The 25,067-nt window shown below is 68.5% G+C and carries 24 protein-coding genes and 1 pseudogene; 12 read left to right on the plus strand and 13 right to left on the minus strand.

Annotated features, from left to right (window positions below):
* Window positions 1–578: 578 nt before the first annotated feature.
* Together DEJ48_RS41055 and DEJ48_RS12515 are read left to right on the plus strand one after the other, a co-directional pair.
* A pseudogene (locus tag DEJ48_RS41055) lies at window positions 579–950 on the plus strand (hypothetical protein); the annotation flags it as partial.
* Between the two features lie 63 nt (window positions 951–1,013).
* Window positions 1,014–2,873 (plus strand): WD40 repeat domain-containing protein, encoded by a 1,860-nt coding sequence (locus DEJ48_RS12515; protein WP_263399441.1) that lies wholly within the window; start codon window positions 1,014–1,016, stop codon window positions 2,871–2,873.
* Window positions 2,874–2,888: 15 nt separating this feature from the next.
* On the opposite strand, the gene DEJ48_RS12520 is transcribed toward DEJ48_RS12515, so the two are convergent.
* Together DEJ48_RS12520 and DEJ48_RS12525 are read right to left on the minus strand one after the other, a co-directional pair.
* Window positions 2,889–3,733 (minus strand): IS5 family transposase gene (locus tag DEJ48_RS12520; protein ID WP_411757446.1). Its coding sequence is split into 2 segments (ribosomal slippage): window positions 2,889–3,394 and window positions 3,394–3,733, totalling 846 coding nucleotides; the frame shifts between segments, so codons are not numbered across the junction.
* A gap of 565 nt (window positions 3,734–4,298) precedes the next feature.
* Window positions 4,299–5,243: a restriction endonuclease gene (locus tag DEJ48_RS12525; protein WP_150216203.1), complete on the minus strand. Its 945-nt coding sequence runs from the start codon at window positions 5,241–5,243 to the stop codon at window positions 4,299–4,301.
* Window positions 5,244–5,754: 511 nt separating this feature from the next.
* Between DEJ48_RS12525 and DEJ48_RS12530 the strand changes: the two genes are divergently transcribed.
* Window positions 5,755–6,579, plus strand: coding sequence for a hypothetical protein (locus tag DEJ48_RS12530; protein ID WP_150216204.1), 825 nt, complete (start codon window positions 5,755–5,757; stop codon window positions 6,577–6,579).
* A 15-nt stretch (window positions 6,580–6,594) separates the two neighbouring features.
* Here the strand turns inward: DEJ48_RS12530 and DEJ48_RS12535 are convergent.
* Window positions 6,595–7,439 (minus strand): IS5 family transposase gene (locus DEJ48_RS12535; protein WP_411757446.1). Its coding sequence is split into 2 segments (ribosomal slippage): window positions 6,595–7,100 and window positions 7,100–7,439, totalling 846 coding nucleotides; the frame shifts between segments, so codons are not numbered across the junction.
* A 256-nt stretch (window positions 7,440–7,695) separates the two neighbouring features.
* On the opposite strand from DEJ48_RS12535, the gene DEJ48_RS12540 reads away from it, so the two are divergent.
* Window positions 7,696–8,049: a hypothetical protein gene (locus DEJ48_RS12540; protein WP_150216205.1), complete on the plus strand. Its 354-nt coding sequence runs from the start codon at window positions 7,696–7,698 to the stop codon at window positions 8,047–8,049.
* Between the two features lie 302 nt (window positions 8,050–8,351).
* On the opposite strand, the gene DEJ48_RS12545 is transcribed toward DEJ48_RS12540, so the two are convergent.
* Genes DEJ48_RS12545 through DEJ48_RS12555 form a run of 3 tightly spaced genes read right to left on the minus strand, consistent with a single transcriptional unit; the run spans window position 8,352 to window position 9,538 of the window.
* Window positions 8,352–8,681, minus strand: coding sequence for a hypothetical protein (locus tag DEJ48_RS12545; RefSeq protein WP_223832012.1), 330 nt, complete (start codon window positions 8,679–8,681; stop codon window positions 8,352–8,354).
* A 4-nt stretch (window positions 8,682–8,685) separates the two neighbouring features.
* The gene (locus DEJ48_RS12550) at window positions 8,686–8,997 is read right to left on the minus strand and encodes a hypothetical protein (protein ID WP_150216206.1); all 312 of its coding nucleotides are present in this window, start codon (window positions 8,995–8,997) and stop codon (window positions 8,686–8,688) included.
* Complete coding sequence (locus DEJ48_RS12555; RefSeq protein ID WP_150221141.1) at window positions 8,987–9,538, minus strand: bifunctional DNA primase/polymerase; 552 nt, start codon at window positions 9,536–9,538, stop codon at window positions 8,987–8,989. The genes DEJ48_RS12550 and DEJ48_RS12555 overlap by 11 nt, the downstream gene beginning before the upstream one ends.
* Window positions 9,539–9,825: 287 nt before the next feature.
* Between DEJ48_RS12555 and DEJ48_RS12560 the strand changes: the two genes are divergently transcribed.
* Complete coding sequence (locus DEJ48_RS12560) at window positions 9,826–11,199, plus strand: hypothetical protein (protein WP_150216207.1); 1,374 nt, start codon at window positions 9,826–9,828, stop codon at window positions 11,197–11,199.
* 18 nt (window positions 11,200–11,217) lie between these two features.
* Here DEJ48_RS12560 and DEJ48_RS12565 read toward each other — a convergent pair whose 3' ends face one another.
* Window positions 11,218–12,147: an aminoglycoside phosphotransferase family protein gene (locus tag DEJ48_RS12565; RefSeq protein WP_150216208.1), complete on the minus strand. Its 930-nt coding sequence runs from the start codon at window positions 12,145–12,147 to the stop codon at window positions 11,218–11,220.
* Between the two features lie 488 nt (window positions 12,148–12,635).
* Here DEJ48_RS12565 and DEJ48_RS39695 point away from each other — a divergent pair, with 488 nt between their 5' ends.
* The 3 genes from DEJ48_RS39695 (at window position 12,636) to DEJ48_RS12580 (ending at window position 15,326) form a co-directional block, all read left to right on the plus strand.
* Window positions 12,636–12,956: a hypothetical protein gene (locus DEJ48_RS39695; RefSeq protein WP_190537362.1), complete on the plus strand. Its 321-nt coding sequence runs from the start codon at window positions 12,636–12,638 to the stop codon at window positions 12,954–12,956.
* A 227-nt stretch (window positions 12,957–13,183) separates the two neighbouring features.
* Window positions 13,184–14,194, plus strand: coding sequence for a helix-turn-helix domain-containing protein (locus DEJ48_RS12575; RefSeq protein ID WP_223832014.1), 1,011 nt, complete (start codon window positions 13,184–13,186; stop codon window positions 14,192–14,194).
* 475 nt (window positions 14,195–14,669) lie between these two features.
* Entirely contained in the window at window positions 14,670–15,326 is a 657-nt protein-coding gene (locus DEJ48_RS12580) for a YceI family protein (protein WP_150216210.1), read from the plus strand.
* Here DEJ48_RS12580 and tatA read toward each other — a convergent pair.
* Genes tatA through DEJ48_RS12595 form a run of 3 tightly spaced genes read right to left on the minus strand, consistent with a single transcriptional unit; the run spans window position 15,321 to window position 18,758 of the window.
* Window positions 15,321–15,530: a Sec-independent protein translocase subunit TatA gene (gene tatA, locus DEJ48_RS12585; protein WP_150216211.1), complete on the minus strand. Its 210-nt coding sequence runs from the start codon at window positions 15,528–15,530 to the stop codon at window positions 15,321–15,323. The two genes, DEJ48_RS12580 and tatA, sit on opposite strands and share 6 nt — an antisense overlap.
* A complete protein-coding gene (locus DEJ48_RS12590) occupies window positions 15,527–18,400 on the minus strand; it encodes a cation-translocating P-type ATPase (protein ID WP_150216212.1) in 2,874 nt (957 codons plus the stop codon). The genes tatA and DEJ48_RS12590 overlap by 4 nt, the downstream gene beginning before the upstream one ends.
* Complete coding sequence (locus DEJ48_RS12595; protein ID WP_150221142.1) at window positions 18,375–18,758, minus strand: ArsR/SmtB family transcription factor; 384 nt, start codon at window positions 18,756–18,758, stop codon at window positions 18,375–18,377. The genes DEJ48_RS12590 and DEJ48_RS12595 overlap by 26 nt, the downstream gene beginning before the upstream one ends.
* 291 nt (window positions 18,759–19,049) lie before the next feature.
* Here DEJ48_RS12595 and DEJ48_RS12600 point away from each other — a divergent pair, with 291 nt between their 5' ends.
* Window positions 19,050–19,811, plus strand: coding sequence for a thioesterase II family protein (locus DEJ48_RS12600; RefSeq protein WP_223832015.1), 762 nt, complete (start codon window positions 19,050–19,052; stop codon window positions 19,809–19,811).
* A gap of 23 nt (window positions 19,812–19,834) precedes the next feature.
* Here the strand turns inward: DEJ48_RS12600 and DEJ48_RS12605 are convergent, their stop codons facing one another.
* On the minus strand, window positions 19,835–20,920 hold the full coding sequence (locus tag DEJ48_RS12605) for a Ku protein (protein ID WP_190537364.1): 1,086 nt from the start codon (window positions 20,918–20,920) through the stop codon (window positions 19,835–19,837).
* A 62-nt stretch (window positions 20,921–20,982) separates the two neighbouring features.
* Here DEJ48_RS12605 and ligD point away from each other — a divergent pair, with 62 nt between their 5' ends.
* Entirely contained in the window at window positions 20,983–21,873 is an 891-nt protein-coding gene (gene ligD / locus DEJ48_RS12610; protein WP_150216214.1) for a non-homologous end-joining DNA ligase, read from the plus strand.
* Between the two features lie 62 nt (window positions 21,874–21,935).
* On the opposite strand, the gene DEJ48_RS12615 is transcribed toward ligD, so the two are convergent.
* On the minus strand, window positions 21,936–22,676 hold the full coding sequence (locus DEJ48_RS12615) for an alpha/beta hydrolase (protein WP_150216215.1): 741 nt from the start codon (window positions 22,674–22,676) through the stop codon (window positions 21,936–21,938).
* Between the two features lie 292 nt (window positions 22,677–22,968).
* Between DEJ48_RS12615 and DEJ48_RS12620 the strand changes: the two genes are divergently transcribed.
* The gene (locus DEJ48_RS12620; protein WP_150216216.1) at window positions 22,969–23,397 is read left to right on the plus strand and encodes a DUF4440 domain-containing protein; all 429 of its coding nucleotides are present in this window, start codon (window positions 22,969–22,971) and stop codon (window positions 23,395–23,397) included.
* On the opposite strand, the gene DEJ48_RS12625 is transcribed toward DEJ48_RS12620, so the two are convergent.
* Window positions 23,398–24,207 carry a nuclease-related domain-containing protein gene (locus DEJ48_RS12625; protein ID WP_150216217.1) on the minus strand — a complete coding sequence of 270 codons (810 nt, stop codon included), beginning with the start codon at window positions 24,205–24,207 and terminating at the stop codon, window positions 23,398–23,400. It abuts the gene before it with no gap.
* A 264-nt stretch (window positions 24,208–24,471) separates the two neighbouring features.
* Between DEJ48_RS12625 and DEJ48_RS12630 the strand changes: the two genes are divergently transcribed.
* On the plus strand, window positions 24,472–25,059 hold the full coding sequence (locus DEJ48_RS12630; protein ID WP_150216218.1) for a hypothetical protein: 588 nt from the start codon (window positions 24,472–24,474) through the stop codon (window positions 25,057–25,059).
* Window positions 25,060–25,067 lie beyond the last annotated feature (8 nt).

Consider the following 25,067-nt stretch of genomic DNA (forward strand, 5'->3'; position numbering starts at 1 on the left):
CCGCGAATACCGACAAAGAACCCATGACCAGGCCAATGACGAGAGCTGTGAGCAGGACTACGGCGGTGTGAAGAGACAGAAACGGCGGGGGCGTGGGCTGGTTCTGCGGTGAGTCGCACGACTCCGAATGCTGAGTGGTCATGCTTCGACTGTCCATCAACAGGCGCCCTGACCTGCCCTGATCGAACAAAGTTGGAGAAGCCTGATCGACAGACCAACATCGCCGTACAGCTAGCGGCTGTTATGGAATGATCACCCCAATCCGCCATCGTTCAGAGGTGTTCAGTCAAGTCCACTGCTGTACAGGGGTGGGTGTTCTAGCCTGGTTCGCCACGACGCGACACGGGGCAGGCGAGATGGCACAGGTGTACGAGCCGCAGAGCGGCGCAGCCACGTACGAGAATTTGCTGGCAGAACAAGCCGCACAGCTGAAGTCCTTGAAAGTGCGAGCAGGAAACCCGTCCCTGCGGACGATTGAGAAGCGAGCCCTGGAGCTATTCGCTGATGAGAAGGTGTCCCTGCCGCCCGCCACGCAGAGTGCCCTACTCAATGGGAGCTACGCCGGGCGAGACAGGCTGATGTGGCTTGTGCGCACACTCCTGTCATGGGACAGATTCGGCAAGAAATGTGATCCACCGGGTTACGGCGATGCCGAGTTGGATGGATGGCACGATCGATGGGTAGCCACAACTGCGGCCAGGACGGCATATCGACGAGTTACCGCAGGAGCGCCCTCTGCCACGACTCGACAGGTGACCAACGGTGGGCTCGCACCGACTCCTTCGGGCTCGGCGGGTTTCAATCTGTCGCCTCCCGCTCATTGCATACACACTGTGAGCCCGCTTACTGACCCCCAAATCTTGACCGGGCATACCGGCTCCATCTGGCGAGCTACTTTCTCGCCCGACGGGCGCTTGCTTGCCGCGGCCGGCCATGAAGATGGAACGGTGTGGTTGTGGGACCCAGTGACTGGCCACCCTATTGACGAACCTTTGAACTGTGATCAATCCGGTGTGCTTGACCTGGATTTTTCGCCCGACGGATCCCTCCTAGTTACGGTCGGCGAAGAGGACGGGACAGTTCTGTTCTGGGACTGGGCTACCCGCCAACTCGTCGGCGAACCCCTCAGCGGCTATCAAGGCAACATTTGTGGAGTGCAATTCTCGCCTGACGGCCGCTTCATTGCCACGATCGACAATGACGGGACAGTACGGCTCTGGGACCCGACGACCCACCAACCCCTCGGTGAACCTCTCGTCGACCAGGAAAATCCTGCTCACTGTTTGAACTTTTCACCCGACAGTCGTCTCCTTGTCACTGGTGGTGAGGACGGGACGGTTCGATTGTGGGACCCGACGACGCGCCAGCTACTTGGCGAACCACTCACCGGCCACCAAGATCGGGTCTGGATTGCGGAGTTCTCGCCCAATAGCACACTGTTGGCGACGGCCGGAGAGGATGCGACAGCGAGGCTGTGGGACCCGGACACGGGCCGGCCGGTTGGTGAACCCCTCACTGGCCACCAAGGCATCGTGTGGGAAATGGAGTTCTTGTCAGATGGCTCGCTCCTCGCGACAGCTAGCGAGGACGGGACAGTGCGGCTGTGGAATCCGGCCACCGGTCAGCCCGTAGGTGATCCCCTCGTAGGCCATCAAGGCCGCGTCTTCTCGATGGTCTCATCGCCCGACGGCTTCCTCGCCACGGCTGGCGAGGACGGGACGGTGCGCCTGTGGAACCCTTTCACGCGCGAACCAATTGGCGAACCGCTCATTGGTCACCAAGGTGAGGCCTACTGTCTAGCCATCTCCTCGGGCGGCAGCTTTCTCGCAAGCTCAGGTGAGGACGGCACGGTCCTGCTGTACGAGCGACGTGCGTTCCCAGTGCGACCAGTTGATTCCCTTGCGGTAAAGGCTGTGATGCGTGCTGCTCAGGAAGGCAGCATGATGGCCTTGCCCCCTTTAAGATCCACGGGCCAAGTTCACGCTGTGGCGTTCTCACCTGACGGCAGCATCCTCGCCACTGCTGGCCAGGACGGGACGGCACGGCTGTGGGATCCGGCCACTCGCCAGCCCGTAGGTGGACCGCTCGTCGGCCATCAGGGCACGGTTCACGCTCTGGCGTTCTCACCCGACGGCGGCATCCTCGCCACTGCTGGCCAGGACGGGACAGTACGGCTGTGGAATCCGGCCACTCGCCAGCCCGTAGGTGGACCGCTCGTCGGCCATCAGGGCACGGTTCACGCTCTGGCGTTCTCACCCGACGGCAGCATCCTCGCCACTGCTGGCGAGGGCGAGGATGTAACGGTGCGGCTCTGGCACATGACCATCCACCAGCCTGTAGGCAAGCCGCTTGTCGGCCATCAGGGCACGGTTCATGCTGTGGCGTTCTCACCTGACGGCAACGTATTCGCCACTGCCGGCCAGGACGGGACCGTACGTCTTTGGAACCCGATCACTCGCCAGTCCGCCAGCGGAACACTCACCGGCCATCCGGGAAGGGTGCGCGATGTGGCGTTTTCGCCGAACAGTCGCTTTGTCGCCACCGCCAGTCAGGACACAGTACGGCTGTGGAATCGATCCACCCACCTCACGCTCAACGTGGGCCAATGCCAGGTCTTGTGGTTGGCGTTTTCCCCTGACAGCTCCCTAATCGCCACGGCCAGCGAAGATGGCGTGGTGCGTCTGTGGGATCCCGGTACCCGCCGGCCCATCGGCCAACCTCTCACTGGCCACCAGAAGGCGGTCTGGGATGGTGCGTTCTCGCCCGACGGTTCCCTTCTCGCCACGGTCGGCGACGACCACACGATCCGACTGTGGACGACTCCCGTGATACATAGCGCTCGGTACAAACGGAAAGGGCATGGAAATGGCTAGGCGGTTTCGTTTGGATCATCGTGCGGACCAGAGGAAGATGCCGGCGATGTGGAGTCCGGCCAGGTAGATGGTCGCTGTCTTCTCGTAGCGGGTGGCGATGCCTCGCCATTGCTTGAGGCGGTTGATGCACCGTTCGACGGTGTTGCGCTGCTTGTAGGCCTCGCGGTCGAAGGCCGGTGGTCTGCCTCCTTGGCTGCCGCGCCGTAGTCGGTGGCCGCGCTGGTCGGCGGGGACGGGGATCACGGCACGGATGCCGCGCCGGCGCAGGTGTTCGCGGATCGCCCGGGAGGAATAGGCCTTGTCGGCCAGGACCACGTCCGGTCTGGTGCGCGGCCGACCGCGTCGTCGGGGAACACGCAGGCGGGCCATGACATCGGTGAAGGCCGGTGCATCGCCCGCCTGTCCGGCGGTTAGGACGAACGCCAGGGGTCGGCAGCGGGCATCGGCAGCGAGGTGGATCTTGGTGGTCAGCCCGCCCCGGGAGCGGCCGATGGCGTGGTCGTCGGGTTCGCCGGCTGGGGCCCCTTTTTGCGGGCCCCAGCCGCGTGCTGGTGGGCCCGCACGATCGTGGAGTCCACTGAGACTGCCCAGTCGAGGTCCTCGCCAGCGTCAGCCTGGGCCATCAGCGCGGTGAAGACGCGCTCCCAGGTGCCGTCGATGGCCCACATTCGCAGCCGGTTGTAGACGCCTCGCCAGTTGCCGTACTTCTCCGGCAGGTGCACCCACTGGGTTCCGGTCTGGAACTTGAAGGCGATCGCGTCGATCACCTCCCGGTGATCCCGCCAGCGGCCACCCCGCATCGGCGTCCGGTCCGGAAGCAACGGCTCGATCCGCGCCCACTGCACGTCAGTTAACGGCACATCCGGACCAACGATCCGATGATCTAAACGAAACGGCCTAGGTCAGGAACGACATCCCGCAGCCTGGTCAAGTCTGTCGAGGAGAGAAAGAACGCAAGCGTTCCAAGCTGACGATTCTGACGTCTCCGGCCACGAGTCGGCAGTCGCACGCTTGCCCTGGTCGACGACATGGGCAACGTGGCTGAGGCTAGCGGGGGTGCACCGACGCATACGCGCGCCTGATCAGCTGACCAACCCACCATCGTGGCTGACTGTCGTCGGCTGAGGTTGAGGCTGGGACCCATAGGGGGTGCTGACCGTCAGTCGAGCGCGCGAAAGCTGGGCCGTCCCTGGGCCGTCCGAGGCCGCTCAACAGTGGCCAAGAACGACCAACGACGAACACCAGGCGCACGAGCCCACGGCCCATGAGCAGCGAAAACTCAGGTCGCCAAGATCCCCGACAAGACCCAGGGCAAGAAGACATCTCTTGCCTTATCCATGAGACTCCGCCGACCTCACGCTTCCGTGCGCCCGTCGGACCGGCTCTTGATGCCATAACGGAAGGCCGCTGCTGGCGCGGTCGTGGTTATTCCATCCTCGAGAAGATCTCGGAGACGGGCAGATAGCAGTGACCAGTCTGGCTGGCGTGCTTCCTCTTGTGGGTCATCAGGTTGTCGAGGCGGATGCGTTGGTCCAGCACAGCCATGAAGTCGCCGCCGTCCATCGTGATGAACGGCGTGCTAAGGCTGTAGATCGCCAGGGCATCGGAGGTGAAGCCGCTCATGCTGACGTACAAGCCGAGGGTATTCTTGCCCTTGCGCTCGATGTTGGCTTTGAAGACGTCCAGCTCCCGTCGACCGATGCGCTCCTTCCACCACTTGGCCTCAAGAACGTAGTGGTCAGTGTCGAAGGAGAATGCGCCATCGATCTGCTCGTACTCCATGATGTAGGCCGCCCGCGGCTCCAAGTCGTACAGGGCGAACAGCTCGTTGATGAAGCCCTCGAAGTCAGTCCCCCGCTGATGCTTGTCGGTTGCCGCGTGCATCACGATGAACCGTTGCTTCAGGTCGTCATGAGCTTGGGCGAAGACCCGGCCGTCCTGGTCCTTCTTCGCACTCTCGGCTATGGCCGCTGCGTGCTCCTCGTGTTCCTTGATGATGTCCTGCTGCTTGCCAGTCCAGCGGCGCAGTTCCTCGACGGCCGCCGTGGCCTTGGCCACCATGACGTCACTATCGACCTGTCGTTCGAGGTTCGGAAATCGATCCATGGCGGCAATGTCGAGCATGAGCGCCACGGTCACGTCCAGGTACCGGGTCTCATTGGCCCGCAGCAGTTTGACCAACTGGCCGCAGACTTCGCGCTTGGTGGCCTGGAAGTTGAGCTGCGGCAGGAGCTCGCTGTGATCTTTCAGCATCCCGCGGACGTACAGCTCAAAGGGATCTTTGTTCCAGTAGATCAACCAGAGTGCGTCGGCCAGTGCGTTGTACGCGCTGGGGTTGATCGTCTTGTTGCGGGCATCAGGCTGCTGCACCTGCCCCCTCCTCCACACGCACTGTCACCGACCTATCACGGTACCGTGCGATCAGTCGATGACCGGCCTGTACGACAAGGCTTGATCCGACGGCCCCGCCGCCACGCTGCTACCGACGGGGCTTGCTCTGGTCGACGACATGAGAGCGTGGCTGATGCTGGCGGGGCGCGGCGCGGCACACGCGTGGGTAGTCGGTCAGCGCACCCGGAGTCGTGGCTGACTGTCGTCGGCTGAAGCTCAGACACTCCTTGGCTCCAGCTCTGCAAAGGGACCTTCGATGCGAAGGGACCGTGCCGTACGCGTGCCAGATCGCGCGGGGAACCAGCGGGAAGCTACCCCGGTGCGACCAAGGCTCCAGCACGACTCCACCGCAGGTCAGCACAGCAACCGCTGCCAAAGAACCCGAGCTTCCCAAGCTGAGGTCTGCAGAACCCGCTGCCCGCAAACCTCCTAGGCGCAGTCCGAGGGATGACAGTAAGGTAGCGCCAGGTAAAGGGAGTTAGGTCATAAAGTGGACTTCAACGATCAAGTTAGCCGCCTGGCGCGCGCGCATCAGCTTGGAGTAGCACTGTCGGCCGACATGCAGGCATGGGGCGTTAGCACCCCTTATGGCGTCCGGGTCAGCATCGCGGAAGATCGACTCAGCTGGGAGCTGCGGCTCCAGGTATCTCAATCTCCACCACTTGCTGATTGGGGCTTCCGATTCGGTGAGGCCGTCAATCACCTGCGGGCGGCCCTCGACAACCTGATCGTGGCCATCGCGCGGCAGTCTGGTGTGACGGACGAAAAGCAGCTCAAGGGACTCATGTTCCCCATCTGCGGCACCCTCAGAGAGTGGAAGAGCCGCCAGAAGGCGCTGTCTTGCTTGCCCGACAGGTGCAGCCAGGCTCTGGAGCAGGTTCAGCCGTTCCGGCGTCCCGAGCATGGCGGCAGCCTTGATCAGGACCTTCTGTTGGTCCTGCGCGACCTAGACAACACCACCAAGCACCACCTTCAGGTCAAGCCCGATCTGGCACCACGGAGCATCCGGCACACACCAGCGGTCGAGTTCGAAACCGAGGAAGGGGCGGCCGCTAGCGTGCCACCTGACGTGGAGGTGGTAGTTGGTCCGTTTGAAGACGGCGCTGTGCTACTCCGGTATCGGACCAAGGGCCGCATTAAGTCAGTCGAGGGTCAATACAACATCATGGCTCAGGTTCAGGCCGTCACTCCTGATGGTCGGCCTCACGGCGTAACGGACTTGCTGGCGGCCCTGTGGCAGTACACGCGGACCGTCATGGGGCACGTGATGGGCGCGGCCGAACAGGGTGAGAAAGGTCCGGATCCTAGCTGCTAGGCGGTTTCGTTTGGATCATCGTGCGGACCAGAGGAAGATGCCGGCGATGTGGAGTCCGGCCAGGTAGATGGTCGCTGTCTTCTCGTAGCGGGTGGCGATGCCTCGCCATTGCTTGAGGCGGTTGATGCACCGTTCGACGGTGTTGCGCTGCTTGTAGGCCTCGCGGTCGAAGGCCGGTGGTCTGCCTCCTTGGCTGCCGCGCCGTAGTCGGTGGCCGCGCTGGTCGGCGGGGACGGGGATCACGGCACGGATGCCGCGCCGGCGCAGGTGTTCGCGGATCGCCCGGGAGGAATAGGCCTTGTCGGCCAGGACCACGTCCGGTCTGGTGCGCGGCCGACCGCGTCGTCGGGGAACACGCAGGCGGGCCATGACATCGGTGAAGGCCGGTGCATCGCCCGCCTGTCCGGCGGTTAGGACGAACGCCAGGGGTCGGCAGCGGGCATCGGCAGCGAGGTGGATCTTGGTGGTCAGCCCGCCCCGGGAGCGGCCGATGGCGTGGTCGTCGGGTTCGCCGGCTGGGGCCCCTTTTTGCGGGCCCCAGCCGCGTGCTGGTGGGCCCGCACGATCGTGGAGTCCACTGAGACTGCCCAGTCGAGGTCCTCGCCAGCGTCAGCCTGGGCCATCAGCGCGGTGAAGACGCGCTCCCAGGTGCCGTCGATGGCCCACATTCGCAGCCGGTTGTAGACGCCTCGCCAGTTGCCGTACTTCTCCGGCAGGTGCACCCACTGGGTTCCGGTCTGGAACTTGAAGGCGATCGCGTCGATCACCTCCCGGTGATCCCGCCAGCGGCCACCCCGCATCGGCGTCCGGTCCGGAAGCAACGGCTCGATCCGCGCCCACTGCACGTCAGTTAACGGCACATCCGGACCAACGATCCGATGATCTAAACGAAACGGCCTAGCCAGCCCGTCTCAGTTTCCGTCTCATTCAGCCCCGTACACGGCCGTTCGGGCGAAGCCCCGGAAACGTCTCGGCTTCGGCAGACGGTGACCTATGAACTCAGGTGAACGTCCTTGAACGATGTCCGCCACCCCACCACCACAGTTGGAAAGCGTGTTGACCTTCACGGTAGCGCCAGCCCGCGACACAGCCAGTTCCCGCAGCTAGGTTGAGGGCGTGGACGAGGAAGCGATCACCATCAACCTCACGCACGATCAAGCGTTCGTGCTGTCGGACTGGCTCTACCGAGTCATGTTCCAGTCCGACGACCTTGAGGGGATCGTGCACGACCGAGCTGTCTGGTCGCCCATCTATGCGATCTCCGGAACGCTAGACAAGACGCTGAGCGAGATCTTCATGCCCGACTACGGCTCACGCGTTGAAGCGGCCAAGGAGCGTCTCCGCGCCGATCTGTACGGCGGAGCAGACGAGCCGACGACGCCAGGCCAGGACACGGCCGACGCACCACGAGCACACCAGATCGAGCGGGGGACAGCGGGGAACCACGGTGAAGGCGACCGAGGGCGATGAGACCCGGTGCCAGGTGAAAGCCCAGTTCAGCAGCCCTACCAGCCCCGGATGCCCGCAACTTCCCAAGCTGATGTTCTGCTGCCTGGAGTCCGACATGAGACCCGCATCCATCCTCGGAGCGTGGGGGGTCTGCCGTTCGTCCGGGCTGCGGCGCTGGGGCGCCGGTCCCGGCCGAGCGGCAGACCACAGACAGCAGGACTCGCGTACAGCAGAAGGCCCCGCGCATCGTCCAATCGGGAACGGTGACGCGCGAGGCCGGTCCGGCCAATCGCTGGAGCCTCCTCGGACCGCGACCGGTCCGGTCAGGCAGCCGTCGAGGTATGGCGGGCGTCCTCCGCCTCAAGTATTGAGGTCTCGGCATGCATCGGCGTCTCTGCCGCGAGGCCCGACGCGATCAGTTCCGCCAGCATCATGGCCGCGTCAGGCCGTATGGTGCCGAGGCGTACGAGGCCGTCGCCCGAGACGTTCACGTCGGCCGTGAGGGCGGGGAAGTCCGACTCCAGGCCGAGAGCGGTCAGTTGTGCGGCCAGCTCGTCAGCACCGCGTCGAGCCTGCGCCCAGCCCCGGACGTAGGGCACACCAGGTATCAGGTTTTCAGCGCGCTTGGCGACGACTCCCCGTCGGTCGGTCATCACGTCAGTCCTCTCCTACGCGGTGCTGAGAAACTCCGTCGCCGCTCTCTTCAAGCCGCCGCAGCCCCGCAGCAAGCGCCAGTCGCAGCAGTTCCGCCAGACGTTCGGCGGTGGGCGGCGAGACGCGGCCCAGGTCGACCAGGCCATGTCCGAAGGCGTTCAAGTCGGCTCGCAAGTAGGGGAAGTCCTTCTCCAGGCCGGCGCGGAGCAAAGCATCCCGAAGGGCCGTTGCAGCGTTACGCGCGGCGTACCAGTCGTCGGTGTCCAGGGGCGACCAGGTGGCAGCGTCATGCCGGTGGGTGGGGTCATCCCGCATCGGTCGCAGTCCCCTCGAAGGTGGGGAGGGCGAGTGCAGCCTCAGACGGGTAGCGCTCGCCGTACCGGTCCACACGGATGAGCAGCTCGGTGGAGGCAACCAGCATCGTGGCCAAAGCGACTGGACGTAGCGGGTTGGCGATTGGGCGTCGAGCCGGCGCCCGGAGCCACTGGTAGCGGTCGCCGCTCATAGGCATCGGTCCCGGGACGACGACCACCGAGCCGTGACCCAGGTAGCGGTACGTGGGGGGCGTGCCGTCTTCCTGGGCGAGGTAGTGAAGGAAGGTCTCCTGACTCCGCGAGCCGAGGAGGAAACCCACTCGCCGGGCCTTGTGGTCGAGTACTACCGGGCCGAACGGAAGTCCCCGGTGCAGAAGTTGATCGAAGGTCTCCATGCCGACCCGCTGTTCGACCGTCACCACGTCGAAGAAGCGGCCGGCCGCCAGCGCGTACGGTGCGCGTGGGTCGTCCGCCCAGGTCGCCCGGCAGTCGGCCGGATCGTCTGCCGCCGCGGAGAGCCATTCGACGCCTCTGGTGGTCATCCTCTGCACGTCATCTCACCTCGGTCAGTCTCATTCGCGGCCGCAATGCCGCTCTGCCTCCAGACTCACGTTCACCACCCTGGTCAGGGCAGATGACAAGGGGTGACGGGGGATGACGCATCACGCGTGGACGTGTCATCCCCCGTCGTAGGTCAATCACCGTCGATCTGCCACTACTTGGAGCATCGGGCCATGAACCGCGCGTACATTCGGTCGTACGGCGTCAGAGTCGTGAGCCCCAGTGGTCGCACCAATTCACTCACCGGGAGAGGACGGTCACGTCTTCTATGGAATCGACCAGCGTTCGCTTACGGCAGGCCCGTACGGATCGCGGGTGGAGTCAGCCGCGATTGGTCCGCGAGCTGCGTCACGCTGCGGCGCGCCGTGGACATCAGCTCCCGGCAGACGCCAGCGTCAAGCGGCGTGTTGCCAGCTGGGAAAACGGCCACAGCGTTCCGGACGACTTCTATGGGCCCCTCCTCTGCGAGGCGTACGACCTCAGTGCGGCCGAACTCGGGTTGAACCACGAGAGCGGACGGGATGCGTCTCTTCTGGACGTCAGCTATCCGGCGAGCCCCGACGACGCGATCGAAGCAGTTAGCCAACTGTGGCGTGCGGATCTCAACCGGTACGAGCCCCTCTTACAGGCCGAGCCGTCCGAGCCCGCTTGGAACGAAGCGTCCCTCCGATGGTTGGTGGCGCCCGAGCCGGCCATTCCCCGGCAACGCCGGGATGGAATCCGTGTTGGTCTCGGAGACGTGGCCGCCATCAAGACCACGGCGGACATGTTCGCCGAATTGGACGACCGGTTCGGCGGTGACCACGCACGGCATGCGGCGATCCAGTACCTCAGCACCGAAGTCGCGCCACTCCTGCGCGGTCAGTACACGGAGCAGATCGGCCGAGCGCTGCTCTCCACCACGGCGGAAGCAACGCTTCTTGCTGGTTGGATGTCGTACGACGCCTGCCGCCACGGCCTGGCCCAGCGGTACTTTCTCCAGGCCCTCCGGCTAGCCCAGGACGCCAACGACCGTCGGCTCGCCGGAAGCATTCTGTCGGCCATGAGTCATCAGGCCACATTCCTCGGTCGCTACACCCAGGCCGCAACGCTCGCCCGCGCGGCACTCATGGGCATCTCTCCTGTGGCCACGCCCACGCTTCGCGCCCAGTTCCACGCCATGGAGGCCCGTGCGCTTGCACGGACCGGGGACATTCGAGCCTGCGAAGCCGCCCTGAGTGCCGCCACGAAAGCGCTGGAGAGCCGGAACTCCGACGACGAGCCCGAATGGATCAGCTACTTCGACGAGGCCGAGCTCGCCGCGGAGGCCGCCCACTGCTTCCGTGACGTCAACAGCGCCCGGCAAGCCGTCGCCCATGCCGAGAACGCAATGAGCGGCAGCCACGTACGGAGCGACTTCTTCGCAACCATGGTTCTCGCCGACGCTCACCTACGGGCCGGAGACGTCGAGGAGGCTTGTCGCGTTGCGGTCGATGCGCTCGACCTGGGCGAGCAGCTCAAGTCGGCACGGTGCGTCAGCTACCTGGCCGAGTTTCGGCAGAACCTCGCAGGGGCCGGCGATAGCGCGCACGTCCAAGCGTTCACCGAGCAGGTCACAGAGCACAGGCTGTGGATAGCCTCAGGCGTTCACGCCGGTGTCTGAGCACGGGCCTCGGCGGGATCAGAACGGGCCCCACTCGTCTCGGCCCTCCCCGGTGCGGAGAGAGTGCACTCGCCGAGCGAATTCGGCGGCAGACCGCTCACTCGTCGCGACTTGGTGGCCGAGCCAGCCGACCATCATCAGCTCACGCAGGTCAGCAAGCGTTTCGTAACCCGGCCAGTTCATCAGGTCGAAGCCGTACCGGTGTACGAACTCGGCGTACTCCGCCTTTGTATGCCAGCCGTACCGGTCGTAGAAGATCGCCGTCTGAATCAGGTCCCACTCACGCGGAGCAAGGGCGAAGCCGTCCAGGTCGATGAGCACAGCGTGCCCGTCCCGGTGGCGGAGGATGTTCCCGATATTGGCGTCACCGTGGATCATGCCGAAGGGAAGGACGAAGTCCAGTCGGTCGTAGTCCTTGGCGAGCCTCGCCGCTCGCTCCTCCAGGAACGTTCGGTCCTCCCCCGGGATGCCGTCGAGCCCTTCGAGCGACGTCGCCAGCTTGGCCAGCGGGTCGAAGTACGGCAGGCCCAGAAACGCAGGCTCTTCGAGCCAGTGCAAGCGGCGCAAGAGGTCGGCCAGCTCACCGACCGTCGCGTACTCCTCGGTCTCCTGGACGCTCTGCCAGAAGGTGGCCACCAGGCCACCGACGACGAGCGGTTGAGCGATGGAAGCCGGCACACGCGTGGCCGGGAAGTCCTGCTCCTCAAGCCACCGGGCCACCCCCACCGCCCGGGCCATCTCCGCTTCAACCGCCGGATCACGCGCGATGCGGACGATGACCGGTAACGACGTGAGGCGATAGACCGCGTTCGATCCGAGCCGCAGCAACTCGGCGCCGCGGTAGTCGAGTCCGGCAGTCGCGCATGCCTCCCGGAGGACAGGCTCCAGGCCCTTCGCCGTGAACTCCGCGTCACTGCTGCCCGTTCCCTCGCCGCTACCCGAGATCATGCTTCGACGATACGGCCCGCACCAGCCGCCCGACAGGCCACCCGCGTAATAGGGGCGTGATGACCTTGCTCGACACTCGCCCGATCGGAGCCTCAGCCGCAGGTCAGGGCAGCTATGGCCCTGCGGTCTCACCTGGGCTCCGGAGCCGTGTGCGCAGGTTCGAATCCTGCCGGGGGCACCTTGTATTGGGTGCCCAAAGACCCCGTCACCAGCGGAAACGCTGAGGCCGGGGTCTTCGCGTATGTGCGGGCAGATGCAGTCCGAAGCGGCCGAGTGCCGAGGTCTGCGGACGTGGAGCGAGAGCAGGAGCGCCACGAGCAGGCGATGCAAGCCCGCCGGCATCTCTATGCCCGCCTGAACACCACCGCTCGCGCTTACCGAGTCGCCGCCCGGGACGCCGTCTTGGCGGCGAAGCGCGGCGAAAGCGTCGACCCGGCTCTCCTCGAGAGCGCTAAGGAGGCCTGGCGGACGAGTATTCCCAGGCTCAGATGGCACTGGCCAAGGACGTTCTGGACGTAGCCTCGGTTCTTAACAGGGCTCTTGGGGTCGGGTACGCGGTCGTCAAGCATCTGCCTCTCAGCTCCGACTTGGACGAGGCGTACGAGCGGGCCGATGCATGGTTCAGCAGCCCGCTGTCCGACGGCGTCCACCTGCTGCGGGTCACGCTGCGACAAGACCTCGGGGTCGAGGTCAGTCCCGGTTTCGACGAGACCCGTGCGCAGATGCTCTCCACACTCGACAGCGCGCGCGACGACCTCGCGCATCTCCTGGCCGCAGAAGGGGCCCGGACAAGCGACCCGGCTGCGTAGGTTCGTGGCCAGGGCAAGGCATTCGCCTGGTGGCTCCCGGAGTCGGGTGGGGTGGGTGGTGGAGCGGTGGTCTGCGGTGGTGTCGTAGGTGCGTTGGGGAGACCTGGTGGAGCCTTCCCCCTTGGGGGGTGGGAGTTGCACGCTTGGGTGGGGTGAGGGGGTCGGAGGGGGCGAGCGTACGAGCGAGAGGGTTGAGGATGATTCGAGCGTGCCTGTCCAGTGAAGCCGTGCCCCCGCAGGAGCGGTTCGACTGGTGGTTCGGGCTGAAGTCCGCTTCGCCGATCGCCACGACGTTGCGCAGTGACTTCACCGACGATTTCCCCGTCGCCGTCGATCACGTGGACCTGGGCGCCGCGACGCTGACCACCATGTCGTATCCCTCGGCCGAGGTGCGTCGGACGGCTCGGCACATTCGCAGAGGGGATCCCGGGAGTTTGCAGGTCTCGCTCACCTTGCAGGGGCTCAGCGGGTTCGAGCAGGCCGGGCGGAACGTGCGTTTCGGGGCCGGGAACTTTCTGTTGTACGAGTCGTCCTCGCCCTTCGAGGGGTGGATGCGGCGGCACGACGAGAGCGGCGCCCCGACTCGTAGCATCGTGGCCACGCTGCCCATGCATCTGCTGCCGTTTCCGGCCGACCGGCTTCCCGACCTCGTCTCGCGGCCCCTGTCCGGTCGCGAAGGGTTCGGGGCTCTGCTTTCCCACTTCATGTGCCAAGTCGTCGACGACCCAGGGCAGTTCGGGGATACGCCCGCCACTTCCGACCGGCTCACCCATACGCTCGTCGACCTCGTGGGGCATCTCGCCGCCCAGTACATGGACGTCGAACGGTCGTTACCTGCCGAGAGTCGTACGCGCGCCCTGTTGCTGCGGGTGCAGAGTCATGTCCGACGGCATCTGCGCGATCCCGGCCTCAATCCCGACAGCATCGCCGCCGCGCATCACATCTCCACTCGGTACTTGCACCGGCTCTTTCAGGAGCAGGGGCTGACCGTGTCCTCCTGGATACGGCAGTTGCGCCTCGAGCGGTGCCGTCGGGCGCTGGCCAATCCCGCCCTCGCCGGCGTGCCCGTCGGCGCCATCGCGGCCCGCTGGGGGTTCACCCAGCCCGCCGTCTTCACCCGCGCGTTCCGGGCCGCGTACGGGCTCACTCCCAGCGAGGTCCGCGCGCGCACGCTGCTGAGCGACGGGAGTGCGCTGGCGGTCAACAAGAGTGCGCCCATGGTCAACGACGTCGGGTGAGCGGGCGGGAAGACTTTGGGGCGGCGGCGAGATCGGGGGTTCGCCGCCTGTATCCGCCACTGCGCCCGAAGGAACGGGGGAGGGCGTAGGGGCGCGTACACCTGATGAGGGATGCGGCGGTGTGTCGGCCGACGGTGTCGCGGTGCGTACGCGTGTTGCCGTGCGTGCGTGTGTGCGTACGGGCGTGTGTGCGTACGTGTTTGCGCGCTTGCCGTTGGTTTCGGCACGCCGCCTGGGGGCGCCGGGGCTCGGACGGGGGGCACGAGGCAGTTGGCCGGGGCTTCGGCGCCACCCGCTCCGCGTCGTGACCGTGCGTGACGTGCGGCCGTCCGATCGTGCATCCACATCATGTCGATCCTGTGCATCTTTCCCGTCGGCGCCATGGAACCCGGACGAGGCCGCCCATCTTGCGAGGTGGCGGGCGAGGACCGCGTGATAGCACGGAGCGATCATCGTCGAGGGAGGGTACGAACCCGTGGGCATCTTCAGCCGTCGCCAGACCGCCACCATCGAGCCGCCGTCGGCCGGCGGCCTCGGTGCGTCCGGTGCGTACACCTCCACCAGCGGCGGTGTCGCGCTCGACTCCGCGCTGCGCGGCCTGACGGGGCAGTGGACCATCGACGGTCCGCACAGCCGCGTCGGGTTCTCCGTGCGGCACGCGATGGTGACGACCGTCCGGGGCGCCTTCGCCGACTACGACAGCACGCTGTACTTCGACGGCGACCGGCCCTCCGCGTCGCGGGCCGAGATCGTCATCCGGGTCGCCAGCGTCGACACGGGCGTGGAGCAGCGGGACGCGCACCTCGTCGGCACCGACTTCTTCGACGCGCGCCGCTTCCCGGAGATGGTGTTCCGCAGCACCTCCACCGTCCACGAGGGCGGGGAGACCTTCCGCATGGCCGGGGACCTGACCATCCGCGACGTCACCCGTCCCGTCGAGCTGCAACTCGACTACCTGGGGTCGGTCGTGGACCCCTTCGGCTTCGAGCGGGTCGGGTTCGACGGCACCACCACCATCGACCGGACCGACTGGGGGCTGGTCTACAACCAGCGCCTCGCCGCGGGCGGCACGATGGTCAGCGAGAAGGTGCGGCTGCAGTTCGACATCTCCGCGATTCGGGCCACCTCATGACGTGACGTCGGCGGAGTTCCGCTGCTCCCGCTGCTTCTCCCGCTGCGCGTCCTCCTCCTTCAGCGCCTGCGTCTCGCTCTTGAGGATGCGCAGGGACTTGCCCACCGAGCGGGCGGCGTCCGGGAGCTTCTTGCTGCCGAACACCACGACGACCACGAGCAGTACGACCAGTAGGTGCCAGGGCTGCAGGGCATTGCGGATCATCTTGGCCCTCCTCTTCCACTTCCGCCGCTTCCACGAGCGACACTTGCCTTGTTGCGCAACTGTACAACTGTCGTGAGTGTCGCCGCGTAGAGCGTCAGGACCAGGGTCAGGAGTGCGTAGTAGAGGGGCGGCAGGGGTGTCATGCCCAGGGGCGGGCCGAGGGGTGAGAGCGGGAGGAGGATGCCTGCGGCCGCCAGGGCCATCGCCGCGCGGGCAACCGGGGTCATCTTCCTGCGCGGGGCCGTCGTCGCGTACGCCGTGCCGCGCAGGAGCAGCATCGCCAGCGCCTGCGTGAGCAGGTTCTCGGTGAACCAGCCCGCGTGGAACAGCGACTCGTCCTCCGTCCCCGTCGGGCCCGGCGCCGCGAGCGCGAGGACCGCGAAGGTCGCCAGGTCCGCCACCGCGTTGAGCACACCGAAGCCCGTGATGAGGCGGAGGAACGCGCGGGGGCGGAGCGTGACGGGGCGGCGCAGGGCGGTGGGGTCCGGGCGCTCGTGGGCGAAGGCGAGTTGGGCGGCGTCGAAGCAGAGGTTCTGGACCAGTACCTGGGCCGGGAGCATCGGCAGGAAGGGCAGGAGCAGGCCCGCGGTGAGCATCGCGATGACGTTGCCGAGGTTCGAGGAGAGCGTGACGCGCAGGTACGTCGCTATGTTCGTGCCGCTGCTCCGGCCCGCGGTGACGGCGTGGTCGATCGTCGCCAGGCCGCCGCACGGGGCGCCCGACGAGTCGTCTGACGAGTCGTGTGACGCGTTGCCCGCCGCGGAAGGCGTGGTCGTGGTGTGCTGCGGCAGCACCACGTCCGCCGCCTCCCTCGCCACCGGCACCGCGCCGTGCGGGGCCAGGCCCACGTCGGCCGCGTGCAGGGCCGGCAGGTCGTTGACGCCGTCGCCGAGGAAGCCCGTGGTGTGGCCGTGGGCGCGCAGGGCCGCCACGACGCGGGCCTTGTGCTCGGGCGTGCAGCCCGCGAAGACCGTGGTGCGGTGCGCCAGTTCCGCCAGGGCTGCGGTGTCGGTGGGTGGGAGGGCGTCTATGTCCGCTGCCGTGCGGATGGCGTCGGGGGCTAGGGGCGGGCCCATGCCCAAATCCCGGCAGACGCGTGCGGCCGTGCCCGGGTGGTCGCCGGTGAGGATCTTGACCGTGACGCCTCGGTCGGCGAGCGCGCGCAGGGCGGGGCCGGCCGCCGGGTCCGGGGCGTCGCGGAAGGTGACGAAGCCGGTGAAATCGAGTCCGCGTACGTCGGCCGGGGGCCAGGCGGGTCGAGGGGCGTCCCGCCGGCTCCGTGCGGGACGGTCCGCCGTGGCCACGGCCAGCACGCGCAGGCCCTCCGCCGCGTGGTGGGACGCGAGGGCCTGGAGGCGGGCACGCTCCTCGTCGGGGAGGACGCAGAGCTCCAGTACGTTCTCCACGGCGCCCTTGACCACCAGCGTGTGGACGCCGAGGGGTGCGCCGGGCCGCGCGACGACCGCGGTGGCCAGGCGGCGTACGGGATCGAAGGGCAGGGCTGCGATGCCGTCGTAGTCGTCGTAGTGGTCGTAGTAGGGGGACGGGGCAGGGCCGTCGGGGGACTCAGGTGCCGTCAGGATCGCCTCGTCCAGCGCGTCCGGGGCCGGCGGGTCGGCCAGTTGCAGGGTCCACCACGCGTTCACCGCCGCCCAGTGCAGCGCCTCGGGTGCGTCGCGGCCCGCCGTGTCGAGGCTGCGGTCGACCGCGGGGCGGTCCTGCGTGAGCGTGCCGGTCTTGTCCACGCACAGGACGTCCATGGCGCCGAGGTCGTGCAGGGCGGGCAGGCGTCTGACGATCACGCCGTGGGAGCGGGCCAGGCGGGCGGCGCCCCGGGCCAGGCACGCCGTCACGACGACCGGCAGCATCTCCGGCGTGAGCCCCACCGCCACGGCCACGGCGAACGGCAGTGTGTCCAGGCCACGGCCGCGCAGTGCCGCGTCCGCCACGAGTACCAATGGGGGCGTGAGCAGCATGAAGCGGACGAGTATCCAGGAGATGCCGTGCACGGAGCGGTCGAACGCGCGGGGCCGCAGCCCTTGCCCCCGTCCCTGTGCCCAACCACGTCTCCGCCTCCGTCCCCGCCCTCCTCCGAACAGCGCCTCCGGCGCCGTGTACGTCGTGGCGAACCGCGTGTGCCGTCCCGTCGCCGTCACCACGGCCGTACCGCTGCCCGCGGTGACGCCGCTGCCCTGGAAGCACAAGTGGGGGGCGGGTCGGGGCTCGGCCGGGCCGCCCACCGCCCCCGATGGCGTCCAGGGGTCTTTGCCGGTCGGGGACGACTCGCCCGTCAGCGGTGCCTCGTTCACGAACAGCGCCGTCGCCGTGAGCACCCGCGCGTCCGCCGGGATCACGTCCCCGGCAGCGAGCCGGATGATGTCGCCGGGGACCAGTTCCTCGGCGGGGAGTTCGCGGGGAGCGGGTATCGCCCGTTCGTCGGGTATCGCCCGTTCATCGGGTATCACCCGTTCGTCGGGCGTCGGGCGGCGCAGGACCGTCGCCGTCGTCGGCACCAGGCCGCGCAGAGCCGTCATCGCGCGGTCGGCCCGGTGCTCGCCCGTCGCGCGGAGCGCGCAGCTCACCGCCACCAGGACGGTGATCACGCTGGCCGTGCCCCAGGCCGCCGTGCCGGCCGAGACGAGGCCCAGGCAGAACAGGACCGCGGTGAAGGGGTCGCGCAGGCCTCGTACGAAACGACGCGGCCAGGACACTCCGCGCCGGGTCGGCGGAACGTTCGGGCCGTGCCGGGCCAGGCGCGCGGCGGCCTCGTCCTCCGTGAGGCCGCGTGGTCCGGTCTCCAGCGAGCGCAGGACCTGGAGCGTGGTCGGTCCGGACACCGGACCCTCAGGCACCGGTTCCGCGGAGTCCACGGGCCGGGGCGGTGGACGCCTCGGCGCGCGACGCGAGTTGGGTGACCATGAGCCGTACGACCGTCACGACGTCGGGGTCGGCGACGAAGTACACCATGCGGCGGCCCTCGCGGCGCGACCCGACGAGCCCGGCCAGCTTCAGCTTGGTGAGGTGCTGGCTCACGGCGGGCAGCGCGCCGCCCACCCGCTCGGCGAGGCCGCTCACATCGCTCTCGCCCTGCGCCAGGGCCCACACGATGTGCAGCCGGGCGGACGAGGCGAGCAGACCGAAGGCGGCGGCCGCTTCCGTGAGCAGTTCGGGGGGCGGGTCGGACGAGTCGTCGTGGCCGCCGGCCGTCCCGTCGGCGGGGCGGACCACGCCGTCCCGCGCCGTCCGTCGGCCTCCCGCTCCCACCACCGTCACCCGCCTACGCCCCGCTCGCGCTTCTCGTCCCGCTCATTCCGCTCGTCCCGCTCATTCCGCTCGTCCCGCTCGTCCCGGCGGGCGTCGCCAGTCTAGGTCGGAGCCCGTGGTCCGCAGCCCGCCCCGGCCTTCGAGACCTCCCCCGGCCTTCGACCCGGCGCCCCCCTTCCGGCATGCTGGCCACCACCGTTGCAGGACGACCGCCGCCCCGCGCGGCAGCGAACCATCGAAAGGAAGGTCGCGCTCGTGGGCGACTGGATACGCAGCTTCCACCCCGCGCCCGCCGCCGGGACCCGCCTCGTCTGCTTCCCGCACGCGGGCGGCTCCGCCAGCGCCTACCACGCGCTGTCGGCCGCCGTCTCCGGCACCGTCGACCCGAGGGTCGTGCAGTACCCGGGGCGCCAGGAGCGGTACGGCGAGCCGTTCGCCGAGCGCGCGGACGACGTCGTCGAGGCGGTGCTCGCCGCGCTGTCGGAGCCGGGCGACGGCACGCCCGTCGCTCTGTTCGGACACAGCATGGGCGCGATCCTCGCCTTCGAGACCGCACGGCGCATGACGGCCGAGGGGCGGCCGCCCGTGGTGCTCTTCGTCTCCGGGCGGCAGGCCCCTTCGCTGCCGTGGCGCCCCACGACGACGGGGCGGCCGGTGCACGAGATGTCCGACCGCGAACTCGTGGACGAGATGCGCAAGCTCTCCGGCACCGCGAACGAGCTCCTCTCCTCCCCCGAACTGCTGCCGCTCATCCTGCCGCCGGTACGCGCCGACTACCGGCTCCTCGAGACCCACGTCCACCGCGCCGGGCCCCCGCTCGGCTGCCCGGTCGTCGCGCTGACCGGGGACGCGGACCCCCGCGTCACGGTCGAGGGAGCGCGCGCCTGGGAGAGCGAGACGCACGGCGACTTCTCCTGTCACGTACTGACCGGGGGCCACTTCTTCCTCGACGATCACCTGCCGTACGTCGCGAAGGTCGTGGCCTCCTCACCGGCGGGCCGGGGCGCGACGGCGTAGGCCGCGTACCGCCACCCGTACGCTCACGCCGAGGCCTTGCGCCTCCCCGACCCCGTCCCCGACCCCGTCGCCTTCTTCGCCGTCGACTTCTTGGTCGCCGCCGTCTTCTTCGTCCCCGCCGACTTCGCCGTCGTCGTCTTCTTGGCCGTCGTCTTGCGTGCGGTCGACTTGGTCGACGCCTGCTTCGCGGCGGGGGCGGCCTTCTTCTTCGCCGCCGCGGTGGCCGCCGTCGACGTCGACTTCTTCCCGCCCACCTGCTTGGGCGTCGTACGGGACGCCTTGCGGGCGAGCGGCGTCACCTCGGCGACCTCCGCCGACTCCCCGCGCGCCGTGCGCGCCGTGCGCGCCTCGCGGACGCTGTTCTCCAGGGCCGCGAGCAGGTCGATGACCTTGCCGCCGCCGTCCCCGGCCGGGGCCCTCTCCGCCGGGGTCACGCCGTCGACCTTGGCGGCGACCAGTTCCTCGACCGCCTCGCGGTAGTCGTCGTGGAGGGTGTTGATGTCGACCTCGCCGAGGGTGTCCATCAGCGCGTCCGCCAGGTCGAGCTCGGCGTCCCGCACGGTGACGTCCGTCTCGGGGGCCACCCCTTCGGGCGCGCGGATCTCGTCCGGCCAGAGCAGGCCGTGCATGGCGATCACGTCGTCGACCACGCGCAGCATGCCGAGCCGCTCCCGGCCCCGCAGCGCGAACTTCGCGATGGCGACCTTCTGGCTCCGCTTGAGCGCCTCGCGCAGCAGCGTGTACGGCTTGGCGGCCGGGGTGCCGCTCGCCGCGAGGTAGTACGCGGCGCCCATCTGGAGCGGGTCGATGCGGTCGGCCGGGACGAAGGCGACGATCTCGATCGTCTTGGCGGTGGGGATGGGCAGCGTGGCCAGGTCCTGGTCCGTGATCGGGATGATCGAGCCGTCCGCGTCCTCGTACCCCTTGCCGATCTCCGCCGTCGGCACCTCGCGCTCCTCCAGCTCGCACACCTTGCGGTAGCGGATGCGGCCGCCGTCCTCCGTGTGGATCTGGCGGAAGGAGACCGAGTGGCTCTCGGTCGCGTTCACGAGCTTGATCGGGATGCTGACCAGTCCGAAGGAGATCGCACCGTTCCATATGGATCGCACGTCCGACACCTCACTGAGAGCTGGTTTGTGGCGCTTTGGGCGTTATATGGGACTCTCATCCTATGACGCCGATCACAGAGGTGGAGGGGCGGCGGCTCGCGCTCAGGAACCTGGACAAGGTCCTGTATCCGGCGAGCGGCTTCACGAAGGCCGAGGTCCTGCACTACTACGCCGCCACGGCCGACGCCCTGCTCCCCCACCTCCGCGACCGGCCCGTCTCCTTCCTGCGCTATCCGGACGGGCCCGACGGCCAGCAGTTCTTCTCCAAGAACGTGCCGCCGGGCACCCCCGACTGGGTGCATACCGCCGAGGTGCCGCGCTCCCGCTCCGAGGGGACCGCACGGCAGGTCCTCGTCCAGGACCTGGCCACGCTGATGTGGGCGGCCAACCTCGTCACCGAGTTCCACGTGCCGCAGTGGCGGGCCGACGCCCCGGCGCGGGCCGACCGGATGGTCTTCGATCTGGATCCGGGGCCGCCCGCCACGGTCGTGGAGTGCTGCCGGGCGGCGCTCTGGCTGCGGGAGCGACTGACCGCCGACGGTTTCGACGTGTACGCGAAGACGTCGGGCAGCAAGGGTCTGCATCTCCTCGTACCGCTGGAGCCGACCTCCTCCGAACGGGTCACGGCGTACGCAAAGTCGCTCGCCGTCGCGGCCGAGCGCGAGCTGCCCGGCCTCGTCGTGCACCGCATGACGCGGAGCCTGCGGCCCGGCAAGGTCTTCGTCGACTTCAGCCAGAACGCGGCGGCGAAGACCACCGCCGCGCCCTACACACTGCGGGCGCGGCGGGAGCCGACCGTGTCCGCCCCCGTGACCTGGGACGAGGTCGAGGCGTGCGACGAGCCCGGCCGGCTGGTCTTCGCCGCGGACGACATCGCGCCGCGGCTGGCGGAGCACGGGGACCTGTTCGAGTCCCTCGACGACCCCGACCGGGCGCGCCCCCTGCCACCCTGACGGCCAGGCCTCACGACCTCACGGCCTCACCGGCGCGCGGCCGCACGCGAGGAGCCGCGCGGTCAGCCGCGCTTCAGGTGCCGCGCGAAGAACCGCGCCGCCCCCTCTCCCGCGTGCTCCGGAACCCCCGTATGCCCGCCCATGTTCGCGTGCAGGGACTTCTCCTCGGAGCCGAAGGCGTCGAACAGGTCGAGGGAGGCCTGCCGGTCGTTGCCCTCGTCGTCCCACTGCAGCAGGACGTGCAGCGGGATGGTGACCCGACGGGCCTCCTCGAACACGGCGCGGGGGACGAGGCTCCCGGCGAACAGGACGGCGGCCGCGACGCGCGGCTCGACCACCGCGAGCCGGACGCCCACGGAGATCACTCCTCCCGAGTATCCGACCGGGCCGCCGATGCCGGGCAGCGCCAGGAGGGCGTCCAGGGCGGCCTGCCATTCCGGGACCGCCCGGTCGACCAGCGGGAGGACGAGCCGGTCCACGACGTCTTCGCCGACGGGCTCGCCCGCCGCCATGGCCCGGCGCAGATCGGCGCGGGCCTGGTCGAGGGCGGGCCAGCCGGGCCGGTCGCCGCACCCGGGGAGCTCGATGGTGGCCGCGGCGAAACCGTCCGCCGCGCAGTGCCGGGCCCTGGCCGCCAGTCGCGGGTACATCTTGCGGAGCCCCAGAGCGGGGTGGCCGAGCAGGACGAGCGGAACCGGCGCCGAGGCGGCCGCGGGCGTCCACAGGATGCCCGGGACGTCGCCGAGGGTGAACTCACGCTCGAGGACGCCGCCGTCGAGGTGCTTCTCAGAAGTGAAGTGCATGGTCGTGCCTTTCGGGAATGCGCAGAACGGCGCTCCCGGACGACCTACCGCCCGACCGTGACCCCTGAGGAGAGCACCCACGTCGATACGTTCACGGGTACCACCTCCTCGGTCTCTCGCACGGCCGTCGGAAACGTATCAGCGACCACCGCCCCTCCCCAACAGATTTTCCCGGGGTGACCGGCGTCACAACTAATCAAGTTTGACTACGACCGCGCCGTGGCATACCTTTCTCGTCGCACCAGTAGTCAAAGTTGATTAGCCACCAATCCAGCAATCCAGAGGAGCCCGCGTGACCCTTCTTCCCGACACCGGATACGTCCCGACCGACGAGGACCGCGCGAGCCTGGCCGCCTGGTTCGCCGAGTACGACGCGCACAGCGCGAAGCGCGATGTCGAGCGGATGGCCGACCTGGCCGTCTTCCCGCTCAACCTGGTCAGCGACGACTCCGCCGGTGACGGGCGGGCGGCGCAGTGGGACCGGGAGCAGTTCGTGGGGACCATGACGCACGTCATGGGGGACGGGAGCGAGGACATCTCGTTCGAGTCGACGCGCACGCCCGTCTTCCTCTCCCCCGCGATGGCCGTCGTCTTCACCGACTCCGTGATGACGGCGAACGGCGAGACGCAGCGGCTGCGCTACGCCGACATCCTGATCAGGCGCGGCGGCTCCTGGGTCTTCCAGACCATGATCCAGGGAGGCTGGGGGGACAACCTGTAGTCAGACGCGCTCCCACGTCCGGCGGTCCCTGGCCAGCGCGTGCAGCGCCTCCACATCGGCCGGTTTCAGCACCCCTCCGAGGCGGGCCAGCGACGGCAGCTCCGCCTCGCGCAGCACCCGCACGTCGCGTGGCGGCGCCGCCACGTCCAGGTCGGCGGCGCCGGACCCGGCGAGGACCAGGACGGGGCGCACCTCCGCGGTCAGCGCGAAGGACGCCCGGCCCGCGTCCGAGCGGAGCGAGCGCAGGAGGGGGAACGGCTCGGCGCGGCCGACCGTGACCATCGGGTCGGCGATGCGCACCCGCTGCTTGCGGACCGCGAGGGTGCCCACGCAGAACAGGCCACCGGGGCCGATCAGCAGGTGGTGGATCCGGGCGTCGCCGGGCAGCGGCAGGGAGTGCAGGACCCGCCAGCCCGCGCCTTCGAGCGCGTCCAGGGCATCGCCCACCGCCTGTTCGGCGGCGAGGGCGCGGTGGCGGGCGTCGGCGCGCAGCCTGCGGGCGGGCGCCGGGTCGCGGTCGAGGGAGATCCGCAGGGCTTCGCCGGGGCGGTTGGGAGCGAGGTCGTCGTCCGGGTGGAGGGCGAGACGGGCCAGTTCGGCGGGGGTCGGTACGGGCGGCGGACCCACGGTGACCTGGCCGGTCAGGAAGGGGGCGAGGACATCGAGGACGTCCTCCTCGCTCTCCTCGCTGAGCAGGTTGACGCGGGACACCTCGCGGTCGTACCAGGCCACGTTCCTGCCGTCCGCGAGGTACACGTACAACCGCTCCTGGCCGTGCCTCCAGGCCGGTACGACACGCAGTCCGGTCATGAGCCCTCACCCCCTCGACCATGGGAACAGCCCACACGCTCCCCGGCAAGAACCAGGTCGCGGCAGGGAGAAGTTGGGGCGTCTTTGCGCCGAGTACGACCGGTCCGGGTGTGAAGTCCCGCCCGCCCCGTAACGGCACTGCCCACACAGCTATGGGCTGCCGTTACATAGCCGACGAATTGCCGCAATAGCGGACATCTAACTTCTTACGAGTCCACCCGATCACGCCGGAGCGATCAGCCGACCGACCGTAAGGAACGTCCCGTGAGCCTCAACCGCCGCCACACCCTCCTCCGTACCGCCGCCGTCTCCACCCTGGTCGGCGGGGCGCTGCTCCTGCCGGCCGCGGGCGCCTTCGCCGACTCGCCCGCACCCGCCCCGACGACGGCCGGGCCGCACGCGAAGGGCGAGGTCTACGAAGTCACCCTCGGCAACGGCGCGCGGGCGAAGATCCAGAACCGCGGCGGTGCGTACGTGGCGACGATCTCCCTCAAGGGCAAGGAGATCGCGACGCTCTCCGCCACGCATCCCACGGTCACCCAGGGCGGCGTGAAGTACGAGCTGCACCCCTCCAACGGGCACATCGGCATCACGTACCTCGACGGCAAGGACCGTACGGACGGCGGCAAGAAGGACCAGAAGGTCGTCCCGCAGCCGAAGAACGACCAGAAGCAGCGGCCCGCCCGGCACGGCGACAAGACCGTCGCCCCCAAGGGCGGGGTGAAGGCCGGCGCCGAGGGCGTGCGCGACGCCGGGGACCCCGCGTTCCTGGTGGCCGGTGGCGGCATGGCGGCGGCCGGCGCGGCCGGTCTCGGGTTCGCGATGCTGCGCCGCGGCCGCTCGGACGGCTGACCCCGGGC

It is taken from the genome of Streptomyces venezuelae, assembly GCF_008642315.1.
Classification (GTDB): Bacteria; Actinomycetota; Actinomycetes; order Streptomycetales; family Streptomycetaceae; genus Streptomyces; species Streptomyces venezuelae_D.

Bases quoted from the DNA above. Each gene is read 5' to 3' on its own strand.
- DEJ48_RS12545 (WP_223832012.1), bottom strand. From the start codon at position 8,681: ATGACCGACCGACGGGGAGTCGTCGCCAAGCGCGCTGAAAACCTGATA.
- DEJ48_RS12550 (WP_150216206.1), bottom strand. From the start codon at position 8,997: ATGCGGGATGACCCCACCCACCGGCATGACGCTGCCACCTGGTCGCCC.
- DEJ48_RS12555 (WP_150221141.1), bottom strand. From the start codon at position 9,538: ATGACCACCAGAGGCGTCGAATGGCTCTCCGCGGCGGCAGACGATCCG.
- DEJ48_RS12560 (WP_150216207.1), top strand. From the start codon at position 9,826: ATGGAATCGACCAGCGTTCGCTTACGGCAGGCCCGTACGGATCGCGGG.
- DEJ48_RS12565 (WP_150216208.1), bottom strand. From the start codon at position 12,147: ATGATCTCGGGTAGCGGCGAGGGAACGGGCAGCAGTGACGCGGAGTTC.
- DEJ48_RS39695 (WP_190537362.1), top strand. From the start codon at position 12,636: ATGGCACTGGCCAAGGACGTTCTGGACGTAGCCTCGGTTCTTAACAGG.
- tatA (WP_150216211.1), bottom strand. From the start codon at position 15,530: ATGATCCGCAATGCCCTGCAGCCCTGGCACCTACTGGTCGTACTGCTC.
- ligD (WP_150216214.1), top strand. From the start codon at position 20,983: ATGACGCCGATCACAGAGGTGGAGGGGCGGCGGCTCGCGCTCAGGAAC.
- DEJ48_RS12615 (WP_150216215.1), bottom strand. From the start codon at position 22,676: ATGCACTTCACTTCTGAGAAGCACCTCGACGGCGGCGTCCTCGAGCGT.
- DEJ48_RS12625 (WP_150216217.1), bottom strand. From the start codon at position 24,207: ATGACCGGACTGCGTGTCGTACCGGCCTGGAGGCACGGCCAGGAGCGG.